The organism is Citrobacter sp. T1.2D-1 (assembly GCF_950098555.1).
GTDB lineage: Bacteria > Pseudomonadota > Gammaproteobacteria > Enterobacterales > Enterobacteriaceae > Citrobacter_A > Citrobacter_A telavivensis.
Genome location: NZ_CATNHH010000012.1, coordinates 451,788 through 473,262 on the forward strand (window position 1 = coordinate 451,788; position 21,475 = coordinate 473,262).

The window sequence follows — 21,475 nt, forward strand, 5'->3', positions numbered from 1 at the left end:
TAAGTGTAACGACTTATATCAGCAAAAATGTCTCAGTGTTTTAACAACAAAAAGTCCGATTTTTTTCTATTTTTTTTGATAAATATTAAATTTTGTTTGGCTTAATCACCACCAAATGGCGTTCACCTTCCAAATGCGGTACCTGGAGTTTAATGACAGCCTCAACGCAAAACTCAGCAGGCAGCGACGCAATCTCATCTTCCGGCAACTGACCTTTCAGCGCATAAAAACGGCCTTTCTCGTCTGGCAGGTGATGACACCAGCTCACCATGTCATTGAGTGATGCGAACGCCCGGCTGATCACACCATCAAACGGCGGTTCAGCGGGAAATTCTTCAACCCGACTCTGTACCGGCGTGATGTTATCCAGTTTCAGCTCATGCTGGACCTGACGCAGGAAACGCACGCGTTTACCGAGACTGTCGAGCAGGGTGAAATGCGCTTGTGGACGCACAATGGACAACGGTATTCCTGGCAATCCCGGTCCGGTACCGACATCAATAAAACGCTCCCCCTGCAAATGCGGCGCAACGATAATGCTGTCGAGGATGTGACGAACCAGCATCTCGTTGGGATCCCGCACCGAAGTCAGGTTGTACGCTTTGTTCCATTTGTGCAGCATCTCAACATACGCAATCAGCTGATTTTTCTGGTGATCGGTAAGTGAAATGCCGGCGTCTGCCAGCAGGCGAGAGAGTTTGTTGAGCACGGTGATTACCTGTTCTACATAATTAGCCCGGTAAGCGAAACGCTACCGGGCAATATTCAACACATTAAGCGCTGCGGCGCAGCATACCCTGTTTTTTCAGCCACACCAGCAGAATGGAGATGGCCGCAGGCGTAACGCCGGAGATACGCGATGCCTGACCGATCGAAACCGGCTTGTGATCGTTCAGCTTGGCAATCACTTCGTTCGACAGGCCGGACACCTGACGGTAATCCAGCGTCGCAGGCAGCAGCGTGTTTTCATTGCGCAGCTGTTTTTCGATCTCATCCTGCTGACGTGCGATATAACCTTCGTACTTCACCTGGATTTCTACCTGCTCAGCGGCCTGCACGTCTTCCAGTGCGGGTGCAAAAGGGGTCAGGGTCGTGAGCTGCGCATAGGTCATTTCCGGACGTCGCAGCAGATCTTCACCACTGGCTTCACGAGACAGCGGCGCGGTAAGGTGAGCGTTCACTTCGTTGGCTGATTCCGCCGCAGGCGTCACCCAGGTGGATTTCAGACGTTGACGTTCACGTTCGATGTTCTCCAGCTTCTCGTTGAAGCGAGCCCAGCGGGCGTCATCCACCAGCCCCAGTTCACGACCCATTTCGGTCAGACGCAGATCGGCGTTGTCTTCACGCAGCATCAGACGGTATTCAGCGCGCGAGGTGAACATGCGGTACGGCTCTTTGGTTCCCAGCGTGCACAAGTCGTCGACCAGTACGCCGAGATAGGCCTGAGAACGCGCCGGTGCCCAGCCCTCTTTGTCCGCGGACAGGCGTGCAGCGTTGAGCCCTGCAAGCAGTCCCTGCGCAGCGGCTTCTTCGTAGCCAGTGGTACCGTTAATTTGTCCGGCAAAGAACAGCCCCTGGATGAATTTGCTTTCCAGCGTCGGTTTCAGGTCACGCGGATCGAAAAAGTCGTACTCAATGGCATAACCCGGACGGACGATTTTCGCGTTCTCCATCCCTTCCATGGAACGGACAATCTGCATCTGCACGTCGAAAGGCAGGCTGGTGGAGATCCCGTTCGGGTAAATTTCGTTAGAGGTTAGCCCTTCCGGCTCCAGGAAGATCTGGTGCTGGTTCCTGTCGGCAAAGCGCATCACTTTGTCTTCGATCGATGGGCAGTAACGCGGGCCGATCCCTTCGATCACGCCAGCATACATCGGGCTACGATCGAGGTTATTGCGGATCACGTCATGGGTTTTCTCATTGGTGTGCGTGATATAGCACGGCACCTGCTGTGGGTGTTGGGCTGCATTGCCCATGAACGAGAAGACCGGCATCGGGTTATCGCCATGTTGCTGCGCCAGCACGCTGAAATTAATCGTGCGCGCATCGATACGTGGCGGCGTGCCGGTTTTAAGACGGCTTACGCGCAGCGGCAGTTCTCGCAGGCGGCGAGAGAGTGGAATGGACGGCGGATCGCCAGCACGGCCACCGCTGTAATTATCCAGACCAATATGAATTTTGCCGTCGAGGAATGTCCCGACGGTCAGCACCACGGCTTTGGCGCGGAACTTCAGCCCCATCTGGGTCACGGCGCCAACGACACGATCGTTTTCGACGATAAGATCTTCAACCGCCTGCTGGAAAATCATCAGGTTCGGTTGGTTCTCCAGCGCGGTACGCACCGCCTGACGATACAGCACACGATCCGCCTGAGCACGGGTGGCGCGGACCGCGGGCCCTTTGCTCGCGTTTAGTATCCTAAACTGGATCCCCGCCTGGTCGATCGCTTTTGCCATCAGCCCGCCGAGCGCATCCACTTCTTTTACCAGGTGTCCCTTCCCAATACCGCCAATCGCCGGGTTGCAGCTCATCTGCCCCAACGTGTCGATATTGTGTGTCAAAAGCAGGGTTTGTTGACCCATACGCGCTGCGGCCATCGCGGCCTCAGTGCCTGCATGACCCCCGCCAATGATGATGACGTCAAAAGGATCCTGATAAAACATGGTAATTGCCTCGCATAACGCGGTGTGAAAATGGATTGAAGCCCGGGCGGTGGATTCTACTCAACTTTGTCGGCTTGAGAAAGACCCCGGGATCCTGGGTATTAAAAAGAAGATCTTTTTATTTAGAGATCTGTTCTATTGTGATCTCTTATTAGGATCGCCACTCGCTGTGGATAAGCCGGATCCGGGCATTAAGATCAATACGTTGGTAAGGATCATTAGCTGTGAATGATCGGTGATCCTGGTCCGTATAAGCTGGGATCAAAATGAAGGGTTATACACAACTCAAAAACTGAACAACGGTTATTCTTTGGATAACTACCGGTTAATCCAAGGTTCCTGACAGAGTTATCCACACTTAATCGCACGATCTTTACACTTATTTGAGTAAATTAATCCAGGATCCCAGCCAGGCTTCTGCCGGATCTTCCGGAATATCGTGTTCAAGGATGTTGATCTTCAGCGTTTCGCCAATCTGTTTGGCGCCTGAAAGCTTCAGTTCAGCTTCGATCTTCTCGATAGCGCCACAGAAGGTGTCATATTCACGACTGCCGATACCGATCGCGCCAAAACGAACCTGCGACAGATCCGGTTTTTGCGACTGAAGATCTTCATATAAAGGAACAAGGTTATCCGGAATGTCCCCCGCGCCGTGCGTGGAGCTAATGACCAGCCAGATCCCCGTTGCAGACAGAGAGTCTAACAGCGGACCGTGCAGTGTTTCGGTTGAAAAACCGGCATCTTCCAGCTTTTCAGCCAGGTGTTCTGCAACATATTCAGCGCCGCCGAGGGTGCTGCCGCTAATAAGAGTAATGTCAGCCATACGAGCCCATCCTTTTAAAAGCCTATCCCATTAGGCTATTTTATTCGTCATTTTGGCTCCGGGCAGTGCTCGAAATCCTCACGTACTGTAGTACGCTCCGGTTTCTGTGCGCTGGCCGCAGCCAAACTGATTTCAACAACTACGCCTACTGGGATAGGCTTACGAGGCTGCATTGTACGCTGTGAACGAGCTGGGATCTACCTGTGGAAAAATGTGGGATTAAAATTGGCGATCACGGCCTGATGGTACGCATGATAGGGTTTTGCAGGACGATCAACGTCTCGGTGGACTGAATTTCATCAATTGTTTGGATCTTGTTGATAAGTACATGCTGGAGCGCATCGATCGACCGACACATGACCTTGATAAAGATGCTGTAGTGGCCGGTGGTGTAGTACGCCTCGGTGACTTCATCCAGACTCTCCAGTCTGGCCAGCGCCGAAGGGTAGTCTTTGGCGCTTTTGAGGATGATGCCGATAAAGCAGCCGACGTCGTAACCAAGTTGCTTCGGACTGACATCAATACGCGCGCCGGTAATGATCCCCGCCTGCTTCATTTTTTCTACACGGACGTGAATGGTCCCCGGACTGACGCCAAACTGTTTCGCCAGTTCGGCGTAGGCGGTACGGGCATTTTCCATTAAGGCATCCAGAATGCCGCGGTCCAGATTGTCGATCTGATAATTTTCCATAGGTTTTTCTTATGTGTATTAATGATTCACTCTATTTTAGCGGTTTATTTTAACGAATCAAAATCGAATGCGGCTTTTTGTTTGTAGATTATTGAATATTGCCCCCATTCTGTTGCTTAATCATAGGCAACAGGACGCAGGAGTAATACAAATGAAAACCGCTTACATTGCCAAACAACGCCAAATTAGCTTCGTGAAATCTCACTTCTCTCGTCAACTGGAGGAGCGTCTGGGTCTGATTGAAGTCCAGGCACCGATCCTTAGCCGTGTAGGGGATGGCACGCAGGATAACTTGTCGGGCTGTGAAAAAGCGGTGCAGGTGAAAGTGAAAGCGCTGCCAGATGCCCAGTTTGAAGTAGTTCATTCACTGGCTAAATGGAAACGTCAAACTCTGGGACAACACGACTTCAGCGCGGGCGAAGGGCTCTACACGCACATGAAAGCCCTGCGCCCGGATGAAGATCGTCTCTCTCCGCTCCACTCGGTCTATGTCGATCAGTGGGACTGGGAACGCGTGATGGGCGACGGCGAGCGTCAATTCTCCACTCTGAAAAGCACGGTAGAGGCTATCTGGGCGGGAATTAAAGCGACCGAAGCGGCGGTAAGCAAAGAATTTGGTCTGGCACCGTTCCTGCCAGAGCAGATCCACTTTGTTCACAGCCAGAAATTACTGAGCCGTTATCCGGGTCTTGATGCAAAAGGTCGTGAACGTGCGATCGCCAAAGAGTTAGGTGCGGTCTTCCTGGTGGGGATTGGCGGCAAGCTCAGCGACGGTCACCGCCATGACGTTCGTGCGCCGGACTATGATGACTGGAGTTCTGCATCCGAACTGGGGTATGCCGGTCTGAACGGCGACATCCTGGTCTGGAACCCGGTGCTGGAAGATGCGTTCGAGCTTTCTTCCATGGGGATCCGTGTCGATGCCGATGCGCTGAAACATCAACTTCGGCTGACCGGTGATGAAGATCGCCTGAGTCTGGAATGGCACCAGGCGCTGCTGCGTGGTGAAATGCCGCAGACTATTGGCGGTGGCATTGGCCAGTCGCGTTTAACCATGCTGCTGCTGCAACTGCCGCACATTGGCCAGGTTCAGTGCGGCGTATGGCCCGCACAGGTTCGTGAAAGCGTTGCCTCTTTGCTGTAATCTTATCGCCGCCAGCGTCTGAGCAGGCGGCTTCGCATCCCGGTATCAAAGCGCCAGATATGATCGAAAATGCGCATGATGCCGGGTTTGCCATGTGCTGACATTGCCACCGCATGAAAGCGATGCTGATGGACACGCTGTAACTCCCCGACTTTACTTACCACGTCGTCAGGCAAGCGCTGGGCGATAAAATCTGAAATCACCACCGCATCAGCATCAAACCATTCCCGTCCCTGCATGCGTTCAATAATGGCGCGAAAACAGCTGGCGATGTCCGTACCGCCGCGAAATCGTTGGCTCAGAAAGCGGATAGCTTGCTCAATACCTTGCGGACCGGAAAGCTCGTAGCGCACCACTTCCGTGGAAAACAACATAATGAAGCAGCGACGGTTATCGGCAAGGGCGATGCGCATTAAGGCCAGGCAAAAGGCCTTCGCGCACTGTTCATTAAAGCCGCCCATCGAACCGGAGGCGTCTACACACACAATGAACGGTCCGCGTGGCTGTTCGTCGAAATCCTGATGAATTACAGGTCGCTCGGTTACCTTCTCGCGCCAGGCTTCACCGTGTAGACGATAAGTGAGCAACTGCTTTTCCACCAGCCGCCGGTAGAACTCATACTCCAGTTCCGTTATGCCGAGCGTGGCCAGTTCCGGCGGCAACAGACGTAAAATATCGTCACTCTGCTGTATACCGTCAACCTGCTCGGGTACCGTTGCAGGCTCGCGCACCAGCGTGCGAAAGGTCTCCATCGGTGCATCTTTTCGCGGGACGGATTTGGCTTCTCTGGAGCGGCCCAGTTGCTCAGCCAGCCGCATCAGCTCTGGCTGTTCGCTCAGGAAATCACCGTACTTCACGATCAACTGATAATCACCCCGTCTGAGCTGGCCTGCGCTCATATCCCACAGCCGACCTGCAGCGGTCTCGTTTTCCGCCAGAACCGGATCCAGTTGACCGCTCAGGGTCATTCGTTCCTGAACTTCACTGAGCAGTTGCTCACGTTCTTCTTCAAGCAACTGTTGATTGAGCGTGGTGGCCTGCACCACCAGACTTAAGCGCCAGCGCTGCAAAAAGAGCGTGTGCAGGGCGGGAGTGAATATGGCGTTGCTGTCCACCAGTTGCTGTGCCTGTCCGCCATACGGTGAGTGCAGGCGGTGCAAAAGTGTCAGTATTTGTGGTAGCTGGACGATAAACTGCGGGGTGGAGAGGAGCTGGCTTTGCTGATAACACATCACCTCTTCCGTCAGCTCCGGCGGAACGCGCGCGTCCTTTAACCGACTGCGTAGCGCTTCGCGCCAGCGCGGTAGATCGTTGGTGATTGCCGCTTTCAGGCGGGGGAATTTTTCAAAAAAAACCGCCAGCTGTGGCGAGGCCAGCAGCGCGAGGATCATCTCTTCGATCATCCCCTCTTCACTGACGGCTAACATGACATTGAGCGTATCCAGTGTCAGCATTGTTGCGCCTGGCGGATCTGCTCACCCACATCCTGAAGGCTGGCCTCGATACGACCTAACCAGTCGCTATGAATAAACAGGCACTTTTGTTGCTCGCTAAAGCGGGTATGCTGCTGACGCCAGTCGTTTTCCAGCTCTTCCAGTTGCTGCTTAATCTCGCCTGGCATGGCCTCTTCCGATGAACCAGGAAGTGCCAGTCGCGTGCCCTGTAAACTGACATCACGTACCACCAGATGCTGGGCGCTATCGACTTCCATATTCAACGTCTGGGCAAATCCGATCCCGTTGAGTTTGCCGCGGATCTCGCCCCCTTTCGCCAGCCATTGCTCCAGCGCACTGCGTTCAAAAGCGATATGGATCACTTCCATATCGTGCAGTTTCAGCGGTTTTTGCAGGAGCAGCGTCAGGTTTGCTGCGGTAACCTCGGCTGGCAAATCGTAATGCGGACGGCGACTGAACATGCCCCCCTGACGCAGCACCGTAAAAGCGGTTTTATCGCTTTGCTGCTGCTGCAACTGAATGCGTCGCTGAACGATACCGCCGAGGCGCGTCAGCATTGCCTGCTGTTGCCAGGCGTGCCCGGTCATCAATATTTCGAGCTGCTGTTGCATCAGGTTCAGGCTCTGGGCGTCATACCACAGGCAATCCTTCAGCAGGATGAGATCAATAGGGGCGACAGCGTCGCGTCCGCTAAAGAAAGCGCTGGCCTGTAACAGACGAATGGCTTTTTTCCAGCGGCGGTCTGAGACGTAGGGCGCATTCGGCAGATTATCCAGTTGCTGGCGCAGTGTAAAAATCAGCTCAAAAACATGATCGGGCAGCGTAATGGCGCCAATGTCCTTCTGCCACCGGTAATACTCTTCATCGCTCACCTGTAGCGAGGCGGGAACCGGGTTTTCGCTTTCGTTATGTTGGCCGATCAGCAGGGAACGAAAGTTGGCTTTATCCTGCACTTTGTCCAACCAGAGGCGGATCAGCATACGGTCGTACAGCGCTTCCAGGCTGCTGTCTGCTTCCGGCAGTTCGTTGGAGGCCGCCACCAGCAGACGCATAGGGATTTTCTCTTCGTGCGCGCCGTTGCGAAAATGACGTTCGTTAATGGCGGTCAGCAAGGTATTGAGGATTGCCGGACCGGCTTTCCAGATCTCATCGAGAAAAACGATTTCCGCTTCAGGAAGGTAGCCCGCGGTTAAGCGTTCGTAACGACCTTCATCTTTTAGCGCCTGAATAGAGAGCGGGCCAAAAACCTCTTCCGGCGTGGAGAAACGCGTCATCAGATATTCAAATGCGCGGGCATTCTGGAAGGCAAACTTCAGCCGACGGGCGATTAAGCTTTTGGCTATCCCCGGAGGGCCAAGCAGGAAAACACTTTCGCCGCTCAGGGCGGCCAGCAGGCAAAGCCGGATGGCGTGACTGCGCTCATAGAGACCTTTTTCCAGCGCATTGCTCAGGCGGGAAATTCTTTCCGCTAATAAATGTGGGTGAGCCATAATAGAGTGGCGTCCTTTCATTAAATATACTGCGTTAACAGCGAGTATAGCCGTTTCAGCTCAGAGGCTGAACTTGTCCAGGAGGCTGTTTATTTTTCTTTGAGCCAGGTTAATCTGGACTCATTTAGGGGTACGATTTTGCTTTGAATCGTGCATACTGTGCGCTTTTTGTGGGCCAAGGGACTACGCACACATTTCTTTATATATGAAAGACTAGTCTATGAGCACTGATAATAAGCAATCATTGTCTGCGGTAACCCTCGCAGCCATTGGGGTTGTCTACGGTGATATTGGTACCAGCCCACTTTATACACTTCGTGAATGTTTGTCCGGTCAGTTTGGTTTTGGCGTTGAACGCGATGCCGTTTTTGGTTTTTTGTCGCTGATTTTCTGGCTACTCATCTTTGTGGTTTCCATTAAGTATCTGACTTTCGTCATGCGTGCAGATAACGCTGGTGAAGGGGGGATCCTGACGCTGATGTCGCTGGCGGGACGTAATACCTCCGCGCGAATGACCTCTATGCTGGTCATCATGGGCTTAATTGGCGGCAGCTTCTTTTATGGCGAGGTGGTGATCACCCCGGCCATCTCGGTGATGTCGGCCATTGAAGGTCTGGAGATCATCGCGCCACAACTGGATACCTGGATTGTCCCGCTGTCGATTATCGTCCTGACGCTGCTGTTTATGATTCAGAAGCACGGTACCGGGATGGTGGGGAAGTTGTTTGCGCCCATTATGCTGGCCTGGTTTTTGATTCTGGCTGTACTTGGCCTACGCAGTATTATTGCCAATCCGGAAGTGCTGCAGGCGTTGAACCCAATGTGGGCGGTCCATTTTTTCCTTGAATACAAGACCGTCTCCTTTATCGCGCTTGGTGCAGTGGTGCTGTCGATTACCGGCGTTGAAGCGTTGTATGCCGATATGGGGCATTTTGGTAAGTTCCCTATTCGCCTGGCATGGTTTACGGTGGTCCTGCCATCGCTGGTGCTCAACTACTTTGGCCAGGGGGCGCTGCTATTAAAACACCCGGAAGCGATAAAAAACCCGTTCTTCCTGCTGGCGCCGGACTGGGCATTGATTCCCCTGCTGATCGTTGCGGCACTGGCGACGGTGATCGCTTCACAGGCGGTAATTTCAGGCGTCTTCTCGCTGACGCGTCAGGCGGTTCGTCTGGGATATCTGTCGCCCATGCGCATCATTCATACGTCAGAAATGGAGTCCGGGCAGATCTATATTCCGTTCGTCAACTGGATGCTCTATATCGCGGTGGTGATAGTGATTGTCAGCTTCGAGCACTCCAGTAACCTGGCGGCAGCGTACGGGATCGCCGTAACCGGTACGATGGTACTGACTTCGATTCTCTCGACAACCGTGGCGCGTAAAAACTGGCACTGGAATAAGTATTTCGTGGCGCTGATCCTCGTCGCGTTCCTGTGTATCGATATTCCGCTGTTCTCGGCAAACCTCGATAAACTGCTGTCAGGCGGTTGGCTGCCGCTGTCGCTGGGGCTGGTGATGTTCACCATCATGACCACCTGGAAGAGCGAACGTTTCCGCCTGTTGCGCCGTATGCACGAGCACGGTAACTCTCTGGAAGCGATGATCGCCTCGCTGGAGAAATCCCCGCCGGTACGCGTACCGGGCACTGCGGTGTATATGTCTCGCGCGCTGAACGTGATCCCCTTTGCCCTGATGCATAACCTCAAGCACAACAAGGTGTTGCATGAGCGGGTTATCCTGCTGACGCTGCGTACTGAAGATGCGCCGTACGTGCATAACGTCCGTCGTGTGCAGATTGAGCAGTTGTCACCGACCTTCTGGCGCGTCGTTGCCAGCTACGGCTGGCGTGAAACGCCGAATGTTGAAGAGGTCTTCCACCGCTGCGGTCTGGAAGGGTTGAGCTGCCGGATGATGGAGACGTCGTTCTTTATGTCGCACGAGTCGTTAATCGTCGGCAAGCGTCCCTGGTATTTACGTTTGCGTGGCAAACTCTATCTTCTTCTCCAGCGTAACGCCCTGCGCGCGCCCGATCAGTTTGAAATCCCGCCTAACCGCGTGATTGAACTGGGGACACAGGTCGAGATTTAATATCTGCAACACCTTCGCCCGGCGGCGCTGCGCTTTCACGGGCCTACGAAAATGGTAGGCCGGGTAAGCGCTGCGCCACCCGGCAAAAAACCTCTCCACATGCCACTCTATTTCACTTAGCGAAACGTTTCGACGGCGATCACAAATCTGTTACGTCATGATGGTTATTTGCTCACATCTCAGACTACACTAAACACCAGCGAAACGTTTCGCTAGTGGAGCAAGAAAATGAAGAAAGGCACAGTACTCAATTCAGAGATTTCATCGGTTATCTCCCGTCTGGGGCATACCGATACGCTGGTGGTGTGTGATGCAGGTTTACCCATCCCACACAGTACAACACGTATCGATATGGCATTAACCCAGGGCGTACCTTCTTTTATGCAGGTACTGGATGTGGTGACCCGTGAAATGCAGGTTGAATCGGCCATTCTCGCAACGGAAATTAAACAACATAATCCGCAACTCCACGAAACGTTGCTCAGCCACATTGAGCAACTGCAACAACACCAGGGAAACACCATAGAAATTCGTTACACCACGCATGAACAATTTAAAAAACAAACCGCAGACAGTCAGGCGGTAATTCGCAGCGGGGAGTGTTCCCCGTATGCGAATATCATTCTCTGTGCTGGCGTCACTTTCTGAGGCCGTCATGGACGCATTACTGCAACTCAAAGGGATCGATAAAGCGTTCCCTGGCGTGAAAGCGCTATCCGGCGCCGCACTCAATGTTTACCCCGGTCGCGTGATGGCGCTGGTGGGGGAAAACGGTGCCGGCAAATCCACCATGATGAAGGTGCTGACGGGCATTTATACCCGCGATGCCGGTTCACTGTTGTGGCTGGGGAAAGAAACGACCTTTAACGGTCCTAAATCATCCCAGGAAGCGGGGATCGGCATCATCCATCAGGAACTTAACCTGATCCCGCAACTTACCATTGCGGAGAATATTTTCCTCGGCCGCGAATTCGTTAACCGCTTCGGCAAAATAGACTGGAAGAAGATGTATGCCGAAGCGGACCTTCTGTTAGCTAAACTCAACCTGCGCTTTAAGAGCGACCGTCTGGTGGGTGAATTGTCGATTGGCGACCAGCAGATGGTCGAAATCGCCAAAGTGCTGAGCTTTGAGTCGAAAGTCATCATTATGGATGAGCCAACGGATGCGCTCACCGACACCGAAACCGAATCCCTGTTCCGCGTGATCCGCGAACTGAAGTCGCAGGGACGCGGTATTGTCTATATTTCTCACCGAATGAAAGAGATCTTCGAGATTTGCGATGACGTGACCGTTTTCCGGGACGGACAGTTTATTGCCGAACGTGAAGTGGCCTCACTGACCGAAGATTCGCTGATTGAGATGATGGTGGGCCGTAAGCTCGAAGAACAGTATCCGCGCCTGGATAAAGCGCCGGGTGAAGTCCGCCTGAAGGTCGATAACCTGTGCGGACCAGGCGTGAACGATGTCTCTTTTACCCTGCGTAAAGGTGAAATCTTAGGGATTTCGGGCCTGATGGGGGCCGGACGTACCGAACTAATGAAAGTTCTGTATGGTGCACTGCCGCGTACCAGCGGGTATGTCACGCTCGATGGACATGAAGTGGTTGCGCGTTCCCCGCAGGACGGACTGGCAAACGGCATTGTCTATATTTCTGAAGACCGCAAGCGCGACGGTTTAGTGCTCGGCATGTCGGTGAAAGAGAATATGTCGCTGACCGCGCTGCGCTATTTCAGCCGCAGCGGCGGTAGTCTTAAGCATAAAGATGAGCAGCAGGCGGTGAGCGATTTTATTCGCCTGTTCAATGTGAAAACTCCGTCGATGGAACAGGCTATTGGGTTGCTGTCCGGGGGCAACCAGCAGAAAGTGGCGATTGCCCGTGGCCTGATGACCCGACCGAAGGTGTTGATCCTCGATGAGCCCACCCGCGGTGTGGACGTCGGGGCCAAGAAAGAAATTTATCAGTTAATTAACCAGTTTAAGGCCGACGGCCTGAGCATCATTCTGGTCTCATCTGAGATGCCAGAAGTATTAGGCATGAGCGATCGCATTATCGTCATGCATGAAGGGCATCTCGGCGGTGAATTCACTCGCGAGCAGGCCACCCAGGAAGTTCTGATGGCTGCCGCTGTGGGCAAGCTTAATCGCGTGAATCAGGAGTAAAAAAGATGACTACCCAGGCTGTTTCTGGTCGCCGTTATTTCACCAAAGCGTGGTTGATGGAGCAAAAGTCTCTCATCGCCCTGCTGGTGCTGATCGCGATTGTCTCGACGTTGAGCCCTAACTTTTTTACCGTCAATAACCTGTTCAACATTCTTCAGCAGACATCCGTGAACGCCATTATGGCGGTGGGGATGACGCTGGTTATTCTGACGTCGGGTATCGATCTGTCAGTCGGTTCCCTGCTGGCGCTCACCGGCGCGGTTGCGGCTTCAATTGTAGGGATTGAAGTTAACGCGCTGGTGGCCGTTGCAGCAGCCCTGGCATTAGGTGCCGCTGTAGGCGCAGTAACGGGCGTGATTGTGGCGAAAGGCCGTGTGCAGGCGTTTATCGCCACGCTGGTCATGATGCTGCTGCTGCGCGGAGTGACGATGGTGTACACCAACGGGAGTCCGGTTAACACGGGCTTTACCGATAACGCCGATCTGTTTGGCTGGTTCGGCATTGGCCGTCCGCTGGGTGTGCCGACGCCAGTCTGGATCATGGGGATTGTTTTCCTGGCGGCATGGTACATGTTGCACCACACTCGTCTGGGTCGCTATATCTATGCGCTGGGCGGTAACGAAGCGGCAACGCGTCTGTCCGGTATCAGCGTCAGTAAAATCAAGATTATCGTCTATTCACTGTGTGGGCTGCTGGCGTCGCTGGCCGGTATCATTGAAGTGGCGCGTCTCTCCTCTGCCCAGCCGACTGCCGGTACAGGCTATGAGCTGGATGCCATCGCGGCCGTTGTGCTGGGTGGGACCAGTCTGGCGGGCGGCAAAGGACGTATTGTTGGGACCTTGATCGGCGCATTAATTCTGGGTTTCCTCAATAATGGTTTGAATTTGTTAGGTGTTTCCTCCTATTACCAGATGATCGTCAAAGCGGTGGTGATTTTGCTGGCGGTGCTGGTAGACAACAAAAAGCAGTAACAACGACTACAGGACATCTTAAATATGAACATGAAAAAACTGGCTACCCTGGTTTCTGCTGTTGCGCTAAGCGCCACCGTGAGCGCGAACGCAATGGCGAAAGATACCATTGCGCTGGTGGTCTCTACGCTTAACAACCCGTTCTTCGTCTCGCTGAAAGATGGGGCGCAGAAAGAAGCTGATAAACTGGGTTACAACCTGGTGGTACTGGACTCCCAGAACAACCCGGCGAAAGAGTTGGCGAACGTTCAGGATTTAACCGTACGTGGTACCAAAATTCTGCTGATCAACCCGACGGATTCCGACGCGGTGGGTAACGCAGTGAAAATGGCGAACCAGGCCAATATCCCGGTCATCACCCTTGACCGTCAGGCAACCAAAGGCGACGTCGTTAGCCACATCGCGTCTGATAACGTACTGGGTGGGAAAATCGCCGGTGATTACATCGCCAAAAAAGCGGGTGAAGGTGCGAAAGTTATTGAACTGCAAGGTATTGCCGGGACTTCAGCGGCGCGTGAGCGTGGTGAAGGTTTCCAGCAGGCCGTTGCGGCACACAAATTTAACGTCCTGGCCAGTCAGCCAGCAGACTTCGACCGTACTAAAGGTCTGAACGTGATGCAGAACCTGCTGACTGCGCATCCGGACGTGCAGGCTGTCTTTGCACAGAACGATGAAATGGCACTGGGTGCGCTGCGTGCTCTGCAAACCGCAGGTAAATCTGATGTGATGGTGGTCGGATTTGACGGTACGCCTGATGGCGAAAAAGCGGTAAATGATGGCAAACTGGCTGCGACTATCGCACAGTTACCGGACCAGATCGGCGCGAAAGGCGTTGAGACGGCAGATAAGGTACTGAAAGGCGAGAAAGTTCAGGCCAAGTACCCTGTTGACCTGAAGCTGGTCATCAAGCAGTAACTGGCGATTCAGGCGACCGCGCGTTGCCTGAGGGACTAAATATAAAGAAAAGAAAGTGTGGCATACGCCACCGGGTAATACCGGTGGCGATCTCTGATGGACACCCCGAACATGAAAACCGCAGGCAATCTTGTCGTTCTTGGCAGTATTAATGCCGACCATATCCTGAACCTTAAAACATTCCCGACGCCAGGTGAAACCGTCACCGGAAACCACTATCAGGTGGCTTTTGGCGGTAAAGGCGCGAATCAGGCGGTGGCTGCGGGTCGCAGTGGGGCGAATATTGCGTTCATTGCCTGCACGGGCGATGACGATGTTGGACGTAACATCCGCAAACAGCTTATTAGTGACAACATTGATGTCGAACCGGTCAGCGTCATCAGCGGTGATTCCACCGGCGTGGCGCTGATTTTTGTGAATGGCGACGGTGAAAACGTTATTGGTATCCATGCTGGCGCTAATGCGGCGCTTTCCCCTGCGTTAGTCGAGGTGCAGCGCGAGCGTATTGCTCAGGCATCCGCCTTGTTGATGCAACTTGAGTCGCCGATCGAAAGCGTGCTGACGGCCGCGAAAATCGCAAAGCAAAACAACACGATTGTGGCGCTGAATCCGGCTCCGGCACGTGAGTTATCTGACGAACTGCTGGCGCTGGTGGATATCATCACCCCGAACGAAACTGAAGCGGAAAAGCTGACGGGGATCCGTGTCGAAAACGATGAAGACGCGGCGAAAGCAGCCCAGGTCCTGCACGAGAAAGGCATTCATACCGTTCTGATTACGTTAGGGAGCCGGGGCGTCTGGGTCAGTGTGAATGGCGAAGGCCGCCGGGTTCCTGGATTTAAAGTTGACGCTGTCGATACTATCGCTGCGGGCGATACCTTCAACGGCGCGCTGATCACCGCTCTGCTGGAAGAAAAGCCGCTGTCTGACGCGATTCGCTTTGCCCATGCCGCTGCGGCGATTGCTGTGACCCGTAAAGGCGCGCAGCCTTCCGTGCCGTGGCGTGATGAAATTGAGGCGTTTTTAGGTCAGCAGAGGTAACGCTTGGCTACCATGAAGGATGTTGCCCGCCTGGCGGGCGTTTCCACCTCGACCGTTTCGCACGTCATTAATAAGGATCGCTTTGTCAGTGAAGCGATAACTGAAAAAGTTGATGCAGCGATCAAGTCATTAAATTACGCGCCTTCTGCGCTGGCGCGTAGCCTGAAGCTGAATCAGACGCGTACCATCGGCATGCTGATCACGGCGAGTACCAACCCTTTTTACTCCGAACTGGTGCGTGGCGTTGAGCGCAGTTGTTTTGAGCGCGGCTATAGCCTGGTGTTATGCAATACCGAAGGCGATGAGCAGCGCATGAACCGTAATCTGGAAACCCTGATGCAAAAGCGGGTGGACGGCTTACTGTTGCTCTGTACCGAAACACACCAGCCGTCGCGTGAAATCATGCAGCGCTACCCCTCAATCCCTACCGTTATGATGGACTGGTCGCCTTTTGATGGTGAAGGGGATAGCGATCTTATTCAGGATAACTCGTTACTCGGTGGCGACCTGGCTACGCAGCATCTTATTGATAAAGGCTTTACTCGCATCGCCTGTATTACCGGGCCGCTTGATAAAACCCCTGCGCGGTTGCGTCTGGAAGGGTATCGCGCTGCGATGAAGCGCGCCGGGCTGGTTATCCCGGACGGTTACGAAATTACCGGTGATTTTGAATTTGGCGGTGGGTTTGAGGCCATGCAGAAACTGCTTTCTCATCAACCTCGTCCGCACGCTGTTTTTGCCGGCAACGATGCGATGGCGGTAGGTGCTTATCAGGCGTTGTATCAGGCCGGATTGCGAATTCCGCAGGATATGGCGGTGATTGGCTACGACGACATAGAACTGGCGCGTTACATGACGCCGCCGCTTACCACCATTCATCAACCAAAAGATGAACTGGGTGAATTGGCCATCGATGTGCTGATTCATCGTATGGCGCAACCCGCCCTACAACAGCAGCGTCTGCAACTTACTCCTGTTCTGATGGCGCGGGGCTCGGTGTAGGCTTGTGTCGCTCTTTGATCAGGTTGCGACCATCTTTGGCTCTCAGCAACATGAACATCAGGGCTGACACGACAGTAATCGCGCCCATCGTAATAAAGGTGTAGTGGAACTGTTCGACCGTATTGGTTCCCTCCATCCCTTCATAGATGCGTAGTACCGCTGCGCTGATCGCCACCCCTAAACTGATGGACAACTGCTGCGTAACAGCCAGTACGCTGTTGCCGCTGCTGGCGTTGTCATCAGTCAGATCGGCCAGCGTAATCGTGTTCATCGCGGTGAATTGCGTTGACATCGCCATCCCCAGAATGAACAACGGTAGAATTAACAGCCAGACGGGCATGGCGGGGGATTGCAGAGAGAACTGCGCGATCATTAGCCCAATGAAGACAGTGATGCCCACCAGTGTGGTTCGATAACCCAGACGGCGCAGCACTTGCGTTACCATCGATTTCGCCAGTATTGAGCCCAGTGCGGTGGGCGCCATCATGCAACCGGCAATCAGCGCCGGGAAGCCAAATCCCACCTGTAACATCAGCGGCATCAGGAACGGCACACATCCCGTCCCAAGACGGGTAGCAAGGTTGCCGGAAATACCGACAGAGAAGGTGCGGGTCTTAAACAATGACAGCGATATCAGCGGAGTCGGGTGGCGTCGCGCGTGACGAACATAAGCCAGCAGTAACAGAATGCTCAACAGGATAATGGTCAGCGCTATCCAGGTGGCGACAATTTTCTCGCCAAACAACTCCATCCCGCTGGAAAAGAGGACCAGGCTCAGACCAAAAAGAAAGAAGCCGGTCATATCAAATTTGCGCCGTGGGGTAGTGAAGTTCGGCATATATTTGCGCGCATACAGAATGCCGGCGACGCCTATCGGAATATTGATCAGGAAAATCCAGTGCCAGCTGGCCCAGGTAACCAGAACGCCACCCAGTACCGGACCCAGGATGGGGCCGACCAGTCCAGGCATAGTCACAAAGTTCAGCACCGGCAGCAGTTCGCTGCGCGGGTAAGCTCTTAATAATGCCAGGCGTGCAACCGGCATCATCATTGCGCCACCAATCCCCTGAATCACGCGAAAAAGGACCAGCTCCGGTAGCGTACTCGAAAGTGCGCAGGCGAGGGAACCGAGCGTAAACAGGCTGACGGCAACCATGAATACACGTCGGGTGCCGAAGCGATCGGCCAGCCATCCACTTACTGGGATCAACATAGCAACCGTCAGGGTGTAACTGATAATCGCAGACTGCATTGCCAGGGGGGAGCGATTGAGGCTCTGGGCGATAGCGGGTAAAGCGGTATTAAGGATGGTGGCGTCCAGTGCTTGCATGAAGAAGGCCATTGCCGCTATCCACGGCAATCCAGCCATACTGCGTGCTTTTTTGTTGGTCATGCACAATCCTGGTCGTTTTCTGGACGTTCATTCGGGGCTATCAGCAGAGCCTGACAAGCCTTAAACGCACCGTCGCCGTCGCTTTGTGCAATGGCGTCGACAATGGCCTGATGCAAATCCAGCTTCACAACGGTGTTATAAGTAATTGAATTAAAGTAGGTGTGGTAGACAGAATGAAACAACGAAGCAAAAGAGGTTAAGAACGGGTTCGCGCTCATTTCGTAAATATGCTCATGCCAGGCCATATCCACTTCAATCCAGCGTTCGCGCTTAAAGTTCTTTTTCAGCGCGACCATCTCTTCCATTAATGTATTCAGATGTGCTTTTTGCTCCGCTGTGCCAATTGTCGCTGCCAGCGAGCACGCCTGAGGCTCCAGGCTGATACGCATCACCAGAAAGTGTTCGATAACCTGCTGAAAATTTTCTTCGGTCATCCACCAGGTGAGTAATTCCTGATCGAGGAAGTTCCAGTTTGCCTGTGGCATCACGCGGGTGCCAATACGAGGGCGCGGCAGCACCATCCCTTTGGCAGTTAATGTTTTGACTGCTTCCCGAACGGCGGTCCGGCTTACACCAAACTGTTCGCCCAGTTCTATTTCGCCAGGGAGAATAGTGCCAGGGGCATATTCACCTTTGAGGATCTGCTGCGCGAGCTTCTCAGCCAGAACATAGGAAAGGTTTTTTTGTGCAGCCAGCTGCTGTGCGCTTAAAGACATTACGCTTTGTCCTTTATCTTTTTCTTACTCATTAGTATGCCACCAGGAAGTGTGATTGCGGTTGCAAAAACAGCAAAACGCTTATTTTATGGCATGTTAATACCCGTTTTGGATAAATATTACGCACTCGGAAAATTATTTTAAATTTCCCCTTGTCAGCCTGAAATAACTCCCTATAATGCGCCTCCACTGACACGGAACAACGGCACGCAAGCCGCCGGGTCAGCGGGGTTCAGAGATGAACGCCCACAGAGAAAAGCGAAATAAATGCTTGACTCTGAAGCGGGAAAGCGTATTATGCACACCCCGCGCCGCTGAGAAAAAAGCGAAGCGGCACTGCTCTTTAACAATTTATCAGACAATCTGTGTGGGCACTCAAAGTGACATGGATTCTTAATGTCTTCGGACAATAAATGAATACCAAGTCTCAAAGAGTGAACACGTAATTCATTACGAAGTTTAATTCTACGAGCATCAAACTTAAATTGAAGAGTTTGATCATGGCTCAGATTGAACGCTGGCGGCAGGCCTAACACATGCAAGTCGAACGGTAACAGGAAGCAGCTTGCTGCTTTGCTGACGAGTGGCGGACGGGTGAGTAATGTCTGGGAAACTGCCCGATGGAGGGGGATAACTACTGGAAACGGTAGCTAATACCGCATAACGTCGCAAGACCAAAGAGGGGGACCTTCGGGNGAGCATCAAACTTAAATTGAAGAGTTTGATCATGGCTCAGATTGAACGCTGGCGGCAGGCCTAACACATGCAAGTCGAACGGTAACAGGAAGCAGCTTGCTGCTTTGCTGACGAGTGGCGGACGGGTGAGTAATGTCTGGGAAACTGCCCGATGGAGGGGGATAACTACTGGAAACGGTAGCTAATACCGCATAACGTCGCAAGACCAAAGAGGGGGACCTTCGGGCCTCTTGCCATCGGATGTGCCCAGATGGGATTAGCTAGTTGGTGAGGTAACGGCTCACCAAGGCGACGATCCCTAGCTGGTCTGAGAGGATGACCAGCCACACTGGAACTGAGACACGGTCCAGACTCCTACGGGAGGCAGCAGTGGGGAATATTGCACAATGGGCGCAAGCCTGATGCAGCCATGCCGCGTGTATGAAGAAGGCCTTCGGGTTGTAAAGTACTTTCAGCGGGGAGGAAGGTGTTGTGGTTAATAACCGCAGCAATTGACGTTACCCGCAGAAGAAGCACCGGCTAACTCCGTGCCAGCAGCCGCGGTAATACGGAGGGTGCAAGCGTTAATCGGAATTACTGGGCGTAAAGCGCACGCAGGCGGTCTGTCAAGTCGGATGTGAAATCCCCGGGCTCAACCTGGGAACTGCATTCGAAACTGGCAGGCTTGAGTCTCGTAGAGGGGGGTAGAATTCCAGGTGTAGCGGTGAAATGCGTAGAGATCTGGAGGAATACCGGTGGCGAAGGCGGCCCCCTGGACGAAGACTGACGCTCAGGTGCGAAAGCGTGGGGAGCAAACAGGATTAGATACCCTGGTAGTCCACGCCGTAAACGATGTCTATTTGGAGGTTGTTCCCCTGAGGAGTGGCTTCCGGAGCTAACGCGTTAAATAGACCGCCTGGGGAGTACGGCCGCAAGGTTAAAACTCAAATGAATTGACGGGGGCCCGCACAAGCGGTGGAGCATGTGGTTTAATTCGATGCAACGCGAAGAACCTTACCTGGTCTTGACATCCACAGAACCTTGTAGAGATACGAGGGTGCCTTCGGGAACTGTGAGACAGGTGCTGCATGGCTGTCGTCAGCTCGTGTTGTGAAATGTTGGGTTAAGTCCCGCAACGAGCGCAACCCTTATCCTTTGTTGCCAGCGGTCCGGCCGGGAACTCAAAGGAGACTGCCAGTGATAAACTGGAGGAAGGTGGGGATGACGTCAAGTCATCATGGCCCTTACGACCAGGGCTACACACGTGCTACAATGGCATATACAAAGAGAAGCGACCTCGCGAGAGTAAGCGGACCTCATAAAGTATGTCGTAGTCCGGATTGGAGTCTGCAACTCGACTCCATGAAGTCGGAATCGCTAGTAATCGTGGATCAGAATGCCACGGTGAATACGTTCCCGGGCCTTGTACACACCGCCCGTCACACCATGGGAGTGGGTTGCAAAAGAAGTAGGTAGCTTAACCTTCGGGAGGGCGCTTACCACTTTGTGATTCATGACTGGGGTGAAGTCGTAACAAGGTAACCGTAGGGGAACCTGCGGTTGGATCACCTCCTTACCTTAAAGAACCTGCCTTTGTAGTGCTCACACAGATTGTCTGATGAAAATTAGCAGTAAAAAATCTCTGCAGGCTTGTAGCTCAGGTGGTTAGAGCGCACCCCTGATAAGGGTGAGGTCGGTGGTTCAAGTCCACTCAGGCCTACCAAATTCCTTCTGATACTGCGTTGCGGCAACGCTCATATACTGATGTATGCTTCGCGTTACCACGCCTTGTCTCAGAACGAATTAAGGTTGATGAGATTAACTACGATGGGGCTATAGCTCAGCTGGGAGAGCGCCTGCTTTGCACGCAGGAGGTCTGCGGTTCGATCCCGCATAGCTCCACCATATTTACTGCAAAACCCAAGAAAACTTCAGAGTGTACCTGAAAAGGTTCACTGCGAAGTTTTGCTCTTTAAAAATCTGGATCAAGCTGAAAATTGAAACGACACACAGTCAATGTGTGTTCGAGTCTCTCAAATTTTCGCAACACTGACGGTGTTTTACGAAACATCTTCGGGTTGTGAGGTTAAGCGACTAAGCGTACACGGTGGATGCCCTGGCAGTCAGAGGCGATGAAGGACGTGCTAATCTGCGAAAAGCGTCGGTAAGGTGATATGAACCGTTATAGCCGGCGATGTCCGAATGGGGAAACCCAGTGCAATTCGTTGCACTATCGTTAAGTGAATA

General features: G+C 53.2%; 16 protein-coding genes, 2 tRNA genes and 2 rRNA genes. 12 read left to right on the forward strand and 8 right to left on the reverse strand.

What is annotated here, in order from left to right; all coding sequences use genetic code 11:
* Positions 1-85: 85 nt before the first annotated feature.
* The 4 genes from rsmG to asnC all read right to left on the reverse strand — a co-directional run bounded on the left by rsmG (position 86) and on the right by asnC (position 4,177).
* The gene (rsmG, locus tag QQZ17_RS13535; protein WP_152400846.1) at positions 86-709 is read right to left on the reverse strand and encodes a 16S rRNA (guanine(527)-N(7))-methyltransferase RsmG; all 624 of its coding nucleotides are present in this window, start codon (positions 707-709) and stop codon (positions 86-88) included.
* Between the two features lie 64 nt (positions 710-773).
* Positions 774-2,663: a tRNA uridine-5-carboxymethylaminomethyl(34) synthesis enzyme MnmG gene (gene mnmG, locus QQZ17_RS13540; protein WP_152400848.1), complete on the reverse strand. Its 1,890-nt coding sequence runs from the start codon at positions 2,661-2,663 to the stop codon at positions 774-776.
* 379 nt (positions 2,664-3,042) lie between these two features.
* A complete protein-coding gene (mioC, locus tag QQZ17_RS13545) occupies positions 3,043-3,486 on the reverse strand; it encodes an FMN-binding protein MioC (RefSeq protein ID WP_152400850.1) in 444 nt (147 codons plus the stop codon).
* 232 nt (positions 3,487-3,718) lie between these two features.
* Positions 3,719-4,177, reverse strand: coding sequence for a transcriptional regulator AsnC (gene asnC, locus QQZ17_RS13550; RefSeq protein ID WP_152400853.1), 459 nt, complete (start codon positions 4,175-4,177; stop codon positions 3,719-3,721).
* A gap of 151 nt (positions 4,178-4,328) precedes the next feature.
* Here asnC and asnA point away from each other — a divergent pair, with 151 nt between their 5' ends.
* The gene (gene asnA, locus QQZ17_RS13555; protein WP_152400855.1) at positions 4,329-5,321 is read left to right on the forward strand and encodes an aspartate--ammonia ligase; all 993 of its coding nucleotides are present in this window, start codon (positions 4,329-4,331) and stop codon (positions 5,319-5,321) included.
* Between the two features lie 2 nt (positions 5,322-5,323).
* On the opposite strand, the gene viaA is transcribed toward asnA, so the two are convergent.
* Both viaA and ravA read right to left on the reverse strand, forming a co-directional pair.
* Positions 5,324-6,775, reverse strand: a complete 1,452-nt coding sequence (gene viaA / locus QQZ17_RS13560) for an ATPase RavA stimulator ViaA (RefSeq protein WP_152400857.1) — start codon at positions 6,773-6,775, stop codon at positions 5,324-5,326.
* On the reverse strand, positions 6,769-8,265 hold the full coding sequence (gene ravA / locus QQZ17_RS13565) for an ATPase RavA (RefSeq protein WP_152400859.1): 1,497 nt from the start codon (positions 8,263-8,265) through the stop codon (positions 6,769-6,771). Before ravA ends, viaA begins: the two co-directional genes overlap by 7 nt.
* A gap of 220 nt (positions 8,266-8,485) precedes the next feature.
* On the opposite strand from ravA, the gene kup reads away from it, so the two are divergent.
* From kup to rbsR, 7 genes are all read left to right on the forward strand, one after another.
* The gene (gene kup, locus QQZ17_RS13570) at positions 8,486-10,354 is read left to right on the forward strand and encodes a low affinity potassium transporter Kup (RefSeq protein WP_152400861.1); all 1,869 of its coding nucleotides are present in this window, start codon (positions 8,486-8,488) and stop codon (positions 10,352-10,354) included.
* Between the two features lie 228 nt (positions 10,355-10,582).
* Positions 10,583-11,002 (forward strand): D-ribose pyranase, encoded by a 420-nt coding sequence (gene rbsD, locus QQZ17_RS13575; RefSeq protein WP_152400862.1) that lies wholly within the window; start codon positions 10,583-10,585, stop codon positions 11,000-11,002.
* Positions 11,003-11,009: 7 nt separating this feature from the next.
* The gene (gene rbsA, locus QQZ17_RS13580) at positions 11,010-12,515 is read left to right on the forward strand and encodes a ribose ABC transporter ATP-binding protein RbsA (protein ID WP_152406225.1); all 1,506 of its coding nucleotides are present in this window, start codon (positions 11,010-11,012) and stop codon (positions 12,513-12,515) included.
* A 5-nt stretch (positions 12,516-12,520) separates the two neighbouring features.
* Positions 12,521-13,486: a ribose ABC transporter permease gene (rbsC, locus tag QQZ17_RS13585; RefSeq protein ID WP_042998765.1), complete on the forward strand. Its 966-nt coding sequence runs from the start codon at positions 12,521-12,523 to the stop codon at positions 13,484-13,486.
* Positions 13,487-13,510: 24 nt separating this feature from the next.
* Complete coding sequence (gene rbsB, locus QQZ17_RS13590) at positions 13,511-14,401, forward strand: ribose ABC transporter substrate-binding protein RbsB (RefSeq protein ID WP_042998766.1); 891 nt, start codon at positions 13,511-13,513, stop codon at positions 14,399-14,401.
* A 111-nt stretch (positions 14,402-14,512) separates the two neighbouring features.
* The gene (gene rbsK, locus QQZ17_RS13595) at positions 14,513-15,442 is read left to right on the forward strand and encodes a ribokinase (protein ID WP_152406226.1); all 930 of its coding nucleotides are present in this window, start codon (positions 14,513-14,515) and stop codon (positions 15,440-15,442) included.
* A 3-nt stretch (positions 15,443-15,445) separates the two neighbouring features.
* On the forward strand, positions 15,446-16,444 hold the full coding sequence (gene rbsR, locus QQZ17_RS13600) for a ribose operon transcriptional repressor RbsR (protein WP_152400865.1): 999 nt from the start codon (positions 15,446-15,448) through the stop codon (positions 16,442-16,444).
* Here the strand turns inward: rbsR and mdtD are convergent.
* Positions 16,410-17,837, reverse strand: a complete 1,428-nt coding sequence (mdtD, locus tag QQZ17_RS13605) for a multidrug transporter subunit MdtD (protein WP_152400867.1) — start codon at positions 17,835-17,837, stop codon at positions 16,410-16,412. The genes rbsR and mdtD overlap by 35 nt on opposite strands.
* The gene (locus QQZ17_RS13610; protein ID WP_152400869.1) at positions 17,834-18,553 is read right to left on the reverse strand and encodes a FadR/GntR family transcriptional regulator; all 720 of its coding nucleotides are present in this window, start codon (positions 18,551-18,553) and stop codon (positions 17,834-17,836) included. Before QQZ17_RS13610 ends, mdtD begins: the two co-directional genes overlap by 4 nt.
* Positions 18,554-19,262: 709 nt before the next feature.
* On the opposite strand from QQZ17_RS13610, the gene QQZ17_RS13615 reads away from it, so the two are divergent.
* The 4 genes from QQZ17_RS13615 to QQZ17_RS13630 all read left to right on the forward strand — a co-directional run.
* Positions 19,263-20,804, forward strand: a 16S ribosomal RNA gene (locus QQZ17_RS13615).
* Between the two features lie 70 nt (positions 20,805-20,874).
* Positions 20,875-20,951: transfer RNA gene (locus QQZ17_RS13620), tRNA-Ile, on the forward strand.
* 106 nt (positions 20,952-21,057) lie between these two features.
* A tRNA-Ala gene (locus QQZ17_RS13625) sits at positions 21,058-21,133 on the forward strand.
* Between the two features lie 179 nt (positions 21,134-21,312).
* A 23S ribosomal RNA gene (locus QQZ17_RS13630) occupies positions 21,313-21,475 on the forward strand; the annotation flags it as partial.

Excerpts from the sequence above, each read along its gene's own strand:
- kup (WP_152400861.1), top strand. The coding sequence starts at position 8,486 with ATGAGCACTGATAATAAGCAATCATTGTCTGCGGTAACCCTCGCAGCC.
- viaA (WP_152400857.1), bottom strand. The coding sequence starts at position 6,775 with ATGCTGACACTGGATACGCTCAATGTCATGTTAGCCGTCAGTGAAGAG.
- mdtD (WP_152400867.1), bottom strand. The coding sequence starts at position 17,837 with ATGACCAACAAAAAAGCACGCAGTATGGCTGGATTGCCGTGGATAGCG.
- rbsK (WP_152406226.1), top strand. The coding sequence starts at position 14,513 with ATGAAAACCGCAGGCAATCTTGTCGTTCTTGGCAGTATTAATGCCGAC.
- mioC (WP_152400850.1), bottom strand. The coding sequence starts at position 3,486 with ATGGCTGACATTACTCTTATTAGCGGCAGCACCCTCGGCGGCGCTGAA.
- ravA (WP_152400859.1), bottom strand. The coding sequence starts at position 8,265 with ATGGCTCACCCACATTTATTAGCGGAAAGAATTTCCCGCCTGAGCAAT.
- rbsC (WP_042998765.1), top strand. The coding sequence starts at position 12,521 with ATGACTACCCAGGCTGTTTCTGGTCGCCGTTATTTCACCAAAGCGTGG.
- asnC (WP_152400853.1), bottom strand. The coding sequence starts at position 4,177 with ATGGAAAATTATCAGATCGACAATCTGGACCGCGGCATTCTGGATGCC.
- QQZ17_RS13610 (WP_152400869.1), bottom strand. The coding sequence starts at position 18,553 with ATGTCTTTAAGCGCACAGCAGCTGGCTGCACAAAAAAACCTTTCCTAT.
- mnmG (WP_152400848.1), bottom strand. The coding sequence starts at position 2,663 with ATGTTTTATCAGGATCCTTTTGACGTCATCATCATTGGCGGGGGTCAT.
- asnA (WP_152400855.1), top strand. The coding sequence starts at position 4,329 with ATGAAAACCGCTTACATTGCCAAACAACGCCAAATTAGCTTCGTGAAA.
- rbsA (WP_152406225.1), top strand. The coding sequence starts at position 11,010 with ATGGACGCATTACTGCAACTCAAAGGGATCGATAAAGCGTTCCCTGGC.
- rbsD (WP_152400862.1), top strand. The coding sequence starts at position 10,583 with ATGAAGAAAGGCACAGTACTCAATTCAGAGATTTCATCGGTTATCTCC.
- rbsB (WP_042998766.1), top strand. The coding sequence starts at position 13,511 with ATGAACATGAAAAAACTGGCTACCCTGGTTTCTGCTGTTGCGCTAAGC.